Source organism: Kitasatospora sp. MY 5-36 (assembly GCF_001182915.1).
In the GTDB taxonomy this organism is placed as follows: Bacteria; Actinomycetota; Actinomycetes; order Streptomycetales; family Streptomycetaceae; genus Kitasatospora.
Genome location: NZ_LFVW01000735.1, coordinates 1 through 5,147, shown reverse-complemented (window position 1 = coordinate 5,147; position 5,147 = coordinate 1). Strand labels below are relative to the sequence as shown.

The 5,147-nt window shown below is 76.8% G+C and carries 4 protein-coding genes and 1 pseudogene; 2 read left to right on the top strand and 3 right to left on the bottom strand.

Annotated features, from left to right (window positions below; translation table 11 throughout):
- The coding region (locus AE652_RS34815; protein WP_234348651.1) for a TGBp1 family protein at positions 1-415 on the bottom strand (415 nt) is incomplete at its 3' end.
- Between the two features lie 307 nt (positions 416-722).
- On the opposite strand from AE652_RS34815, the gene AE652_RS34810 reads away from it, so the two are divergent.
- Both AE652_RS34810 and AE652_RS34805 read left to right on the top strand, forming a co-directional pair.
- Entirely contained in the window at positions 723-2,273 is a 1,551-nt protein-coding gene (locus AE652_RS34810) for an AMP-binding protein (protein WP_049658970.1), read from the top strand.
- 167 nt (positions 2,274-2,440) lie between these two features.
- Entirely contained in the window at positions 2,441-2,623 is a 183-nt protein-coding gene (locus AE652_RS34805) for a hypothetical protein (RefSeq protein ID WP_049658969.1), read from the top strand.
- A 21-nt stretch (positions 2,624-2,644) separates the two neighbouring features.
- Here AE652_RS34805 and AE652_RS34800 read toward each other — a convergent pair whose 3' ends face one another.
- Together AE652_RS34800 and AE652_RS34795 are read right to left on the bottom strand one after the other, a co-directional pair.
- Entirely contained in the window at positions 2,645-3,634 is a 990-nt protein-coding gene (locus AE652_RS34800) for an ABC transporter ATP-binding protein (protein WP_049658967.1), read from the bottom strand.
- 133 nt (positions 3,635-3,767) lie between these two features.
- Positions 3,768-5,147 (bottom strand): annotated as a pseudogene (locus AE652_RS34795) (hypothetical protein); the annotation flags it as partial.

Here is a 5,147-nt window from a genome sequence, read left to right as displayed (position 1 = left end):
GCTGGCCGTCCAGCGCGGTGGCGGCGCCGACGTCCAGCAGCACCAGGTGCAGTTCGCGGCCCCGGCGGGCCGCCTCCCGGGCGAGCCAGCGCCGCATCCAGGCGCGGCTGCCGCAGTCGTGCACCAGCAGCGGGCCGCCACCGCGCACCGAGGAGCGCAGCAGCCGGAAGTGCTCCAGCCGGGCCCACGGCCGGTACACCGCGTACGGCAGGGCGGCGGGCATCACGGCCTCGCAGGCCTCGTGCACCGTCCGCGGGTCCACGGCCCGGACCGCCGCCCCGGACCAGCGCCGCAGCAGCGTGCTCTTCCCGGCCCCCGGCAGCCCGGACACCACCACGACGGCGTCGGCCGGGTAGGCGGTGACGAACCCCGCCCCGGCCTCGCCCCGCAGATCGACCACGCCGCGCGGCGCCACGACCGCATCCACCCCGCCGCCCACCAGTCCGAGCCCCCGTTCACGTCCGACCGGGAACCCTAACAACAACGCCCGGCCGGCCGCTCGGCGGATCCGGCCGGACCGGGCCTCGGCGTCGAGCGTGCGCGCCTCGCGGAGAGGAAGCGGGGGCGCCCTCCGGCCGGGGGCCGAGGGGACCCCGCAGGCCCGCACCGGTCCGTCGGCGCCCACCCGCACCCGTCGGGGCTCCTGGGCCCCCGGCGACCGCAGTGCACCCGTGGGCCCGCCGTCCACTAGGCTGACGAGCCGTCAGACAGGAGGACGGGCCATGGCGGAGGCGGCTCCGACGTACACCGCGCTGGTGCTGGACGGGCTCGCCCGCGATCCCGCCCGGGTGGCGCTCCGGTACGGGGACGAGGAGTGGACCGGGCAGCGCTGCCTGGACCTGGTGCACCGCGCCGCCCGCGCGCTGGAGCGGGCCGGGCTCGGGCGCGGGGACGGGGTGACGGTGCTGGCCGGGAACCGGCCGGAGGCGCTGCTGGTGCGGCTGGCCGCGAACCTGCTGGGCTGCCGGGTGGCGATGCCGTTCCCGGACGGGCCGGTCGCCGAGCAGGTGGCGCTGGCGGAGTTCGCCGGGACGTCCGCGCTGGTCTTCGACCCGGTCCGGTGCGCGGCGGCGGCCGACGGGGTCGCGCGGGCCGTGCCCTCGGCCGTCCTGCTCTCGCTGGGCCCGTCGCCGCTCGGGCTCGGCACGGACCTGCTGGACCTCGCCGCGGCCCGCTCCCCCGCCCCGCTGGCGCCCCGCTACCGGCCCGAGGACGTGATGGCGGTGCGGTTCACCGGCGGCACGACCGGGCGCCCGAAGGGGGTGCTACGCCGCTTCGCCCGTCCGCCGCGCCCGCCGCTGCTGGCCGGCTCGGTCTTCCTGCTGTGCACCCCGCTCTGCCACGGCGGCGGCACCACGGCGGACCTGGCGCTGGCGGCGGGGGGCACGGTGGTGATGCAGGACGGGTTCGACGCCGGGGCCGTGCTGGCGGCGGTCGAGCGGCACCGGGTGTCCCGGATGTACCTGCCGCCGCACCTGCTGTACCGGCTGCTGGACCACCCGCTGCTGCCGACGACCGACACCGGCAGCCTGCGCCGGGTCGGCTACACCGGCTGCGCGCCCTCGCCGCGGCGGCTCGCCGAGGCGACCCGCCGGCTGGGCCGGGTGCTGCACCAGACCTACAGCCTGACGGAGTGCGGGCCGGTCTCCCGGCTGGGCCCGGACGAGCACCTGGCACCGCGGCTGCTGACCACTGCGGGCCGCCCGTACCCGGACACCGGGCTGCGCGTCCTGGACGAGGACGGCGCCGAGCTGCCGCCGGACCGGACCGGGGAGATCTGCGTCCGGACGCCGACCGCGATGGCCGGCTACTGGCGCGACCCGGAGCTGACCGGGCAGGTGCTCCGGGACGGCTGGCTGCACACCGGCGACCTGGGCAGCCTGGACGCGGCCGGCTATCTGACGGTGGCCGGGCGGCGGGACCCGATGGCGGTCGTCGAGGGGCACAATGTGTTCCCCCGCGAGATCGAGGAGCCGCTGCGCACCCACCCGGAGGTCCGCGAGGCGGTGATGTTCACGACCACCGACCCGGACCGCCTGGAGCGGGTGCACGCCGCCGTCGCCCTCGTCCCCGGCTCGCGGCTGACAGCCGAGCAGCTGCACCGCTGGGCCCGGGCGCACGGCCTCGGCCGGTACGCCCCGGACTCACTCCTGCTGCTGCCCGCGATCCCGCTGAACGGTCTCGGGAAGCCGGACCTCGCCGCCCTGCGGGCCCAGGTGGACGCCGGGAGCGGACGGGCGGCCGCCACCGCGGGGGCGCGCGACGGGGTGTGACGCGCCCGACGAGTGCATCGAGCGCCTACGCGGGCGACCTCTCGTGCGCCACCCGGCGGGAAGAACCGTCCGTGGGCACTCGATCGTGCGGCCCGACCTGCCGATACATCCCCGGCAGCGCCGTGCACGTCGCTGTGGGCCGCACCGTCCCCCCAGGAGGCACTCCCTTGACCTGGCTACGCGTCCTGACCGCACTGGGCATCCTCGCCGTGGCGGCCAGTGCCCTGATCGTCTTCGCCCTCTGCACCGCCACCTCGCGCGGCGAGCGCGCCGCGGAGGAGGCGCCGCCCGACCTCCGGGCGGACGCCGAGGGCAGCGGCCTCTTCCAGCGGATGGGCGGCGACAGCTGACGCCGCGCCGCCCACCGCCGGTCAGTGCCCGGCGATGTCGTCCGGCCGGACCTCGATGTGGTCGGCGGCGAGATCGACCGCCACCCGGTGCTCCATGCCGAGCGACTCCAGGAACTTGACCGGCAGCTGCACCCGGCCGCTGCGGTCCAGCATCACGTACTCGCGCTCGTTCACCGACTCCTCGCCGTGCTCGTCCGTCACGGTGCGGCGCAGCACCTCGCTGGCGGTCCGCCCGTCCCGGATCGCGACCGTGCGACGGACCTCGCCCGCGACCATCGGGTCGTGGGTGACGATCACGACGGTGGCGCCCAGTTCGCGGTTGACGGTGCGGAAGGACTCGAAGATGATCCCGGCGGTCTCCGAGTCCAGCTCGCCGGTGGGCTCGTCGGCGAGCAGCACCGGCGGGTTGTTGGCCATCGCCACCGCGATCGCCACCCGCTGCTGCTGGCCGCCGGAGAGCTCGTTGGGCTTGCGGTGGGCGAGCTCGCCGATCTCCAGCGCCTCCATCAGCTCCGCCACCCGGGCCGCCTGCTGCCGGGCCCCGCCGGCGCCCGAACGACGGCCGCGCAGCTGCATCGGCAGGGCGATGTTCTCGGCGGCGGTGAGGAAGGGCAGCAGGTTGCGGGCGGTCTGCTGCCAGATGAAGCCGACCACCTCGCGCCGGTAGCGCAGCCGCTCCTTGACCGACATCTCCAGCAGGTCGCAGCCGGCCACGGTGGCGGTGCCGGCGGTCGGCACGTCCAGCCCGGCGAGGATGGTGAGCAGCGTGGACTTGCCGCTGCCCGAGGCACCGACCAGGGCGACCAGGTCGCCCTGGCGGATGGTCAGCTCCAGGCCCTGGAGCGCCTGGACCTCGACCCCCTCCGCGCTGAAGATCCGGACCAGCCGGTCGCAGACGATGGCCGCTCCCTCGCCGTACGCCTTGGGCGAGGCGGCGGCGAGGGCCCGCTGCTGGAGCTCCTGGAGGCTGGGGGCCTCGGTGACCGTCCGCTCCTGGGGAGTGCTCTTCACCGGTGGTCTCCTGTCTCGACTGTCTGCTTCATCGCACCGCTCTCCACTGTCCCGGCGGACCGGGCCGCTGTCACGGCCCGTGCACCGCCCCCGCCCGCCGCTCCCGGCGGGTCCGCCGCTATCCGTGCCGGCCTCATTGCCGTTCCCCCGCTCGCAGTTCGGTGGCGATCTGGCGCCGGCCGGCGACCAGGGTCTCCAGCACCACCCCGAGGCCGACCACCAGGGCCAGACCGGCGGTGGGCAGCAGCACCGGCAGCACCGCCGGGGCCAGGGTCTCGCCGACGGTCGCACCGACCAGCGCCGAGAGGTCGAAGGCGCCCCCGAGCAGGGCGACCGCGGCCAGCGCGACCAGCCCGCCGCCGACGGCCGCCGCCAGGGTCTGCGGCAGCGCCTCGGCGATGATCAGCACCAGGCCCTGCCGGGGCCGCAGGCCCATGGTGCGCAGCCGGGCGAGCACCGCCGTACGGTCCGGCGCGGCCCGCAGCAGCGTCAGCAGCACGGCCAGCAGGGCGAAGCCGGCGGCGGCGAAGCCCGAGTACCAGAACAGCCGCCCGGCGGCGTGCTGCACCGGGTCGCCGGCCAGCTCGGCGATCTTCTCGCGGCTGCTGTGCACCACGTAGCCGGGGGGCAGGCCGGCGGTGGTCTTCCCGGCCGCCGTGGCCTCCGCGTCGATCAGCTTGGCGACGCGACCCAGGAGCTCGCCGCTGCCGATGGCGCGCTCCCGCAGCAGGGCGCGGACCCGGTCCGGGTCGACGTCGCCGACGGCGAACCACTTGTTCACCCGGTTCGACCGCTTGAGCTCCGGCAGGTGCTCCGCGGCGGGGCCGGCCGGCACCACGACGAAGGGCTTGCCGGGGTCCGGGAAGGCGGGCGTGGCGGTGACGATCCCGGCGACGCTGGTGACCATCTGGCTGCCGGAGGGCGTGCGCACCTGCGGTGCGCCCGAGGCCAGGTGCGCGGCCAGGTCCCGGCTGAACAGCGCGGGGACCGGGCCGTCCTTGCCGCCCGGGGCGGCGGTCAGCCTGGCCGGGTCGTACCCGCCGACCCCGACGGTGCGGGAGATCTCCGCGTAGGCCTCGGGCTCGACCACCACCAGGACGGCCTCGGCGGTCTCCCGGTCGGCGCCGACGAAGGTGGCCCGCTCCTCGATCCACGCGCCGGTCGCCGCCCGGACGCCGGGCAGTTCGCCGGCCGCCTTGGTGAAGGCCTCCGGCAGGTTGGCGTAGAGCGGGACGGAGACGGACACGTCGCCGCCGGTGGAGAGCCGCGCGGCACGCGCCCGGGAGTGGTCCACCGTGTCGAGCACGGTGGCCCCGAAGCCGGTGGCGGTGACGGCGATCAGCAGGGCGAGCAGCGGCAGCGCGGAGGGCCGCCGCCGGCCCGAGTTGTCGCGGGCGGCCCGGACCAGGCCGAGGAAGCCGACCAGGCCGCGGCCGCGGCCGGCGAGTGCGGCCAGCCAGCCGACCACGACCGGCTCGATCCTCGCCAGCAGCAGGCCGCCGGAGACGGCGAG

Coding starts and splice junctions, on each gene's coding strand:
- AE652_RS34810 (WP_049658970.1), top strand. CDS start 723: ATGGCGGAGGCGGCTCCGACGTACACCGCGCTGGTGCTGGACGGGCTC.